This window comes from Belnapia sp. AC561 (assembly GCF_979252845.1).
Genome location: NZ_CEEDBP010000211.1, coordinates 1 through 276 on the forward strand (window position 1 = coordinate 1; position 276 = coordinate 276).

A 276-nucleotide genomic window follows, 5' to 3' on the forward strand; every position below is an offset into this window, starting at 1 on the left:
TCAATACCCAGGGCGCGCAGCACGTCGCGTGGCGCTTCATATTCGCCGTTGTAGCGGCCGAGGTAGCACGGGTCGTGATAGGTCACGGAGCCGCCTTTGTGCTGGCCAAGGTTGAGTTTTTTCGCGGCGATCAGTTCGGCGATAAAGGTGCTGTGGTGCAGCACTTGGTAGTGGCCGCCGAGCGCGCCGTATTCGTTTTTCAGCACATGGAAACTGTGCGGGTCGCAGCTGACGATGCGTTTGAAGCTGTATTTCTCCAGGGTGGCGATGTTGCGT

1 pseudogene is annotated in these 276 nt (G+C 58.7%); it reads right to left on the reverse strand.

Annotated elements, in window-relative coordinates:
• A pseudogene (locus AC0IW9_RS30800) lies at nucleotides 1–276 on the reverse strand ((Fe-S)-binding protein); the annotation flags it as partial.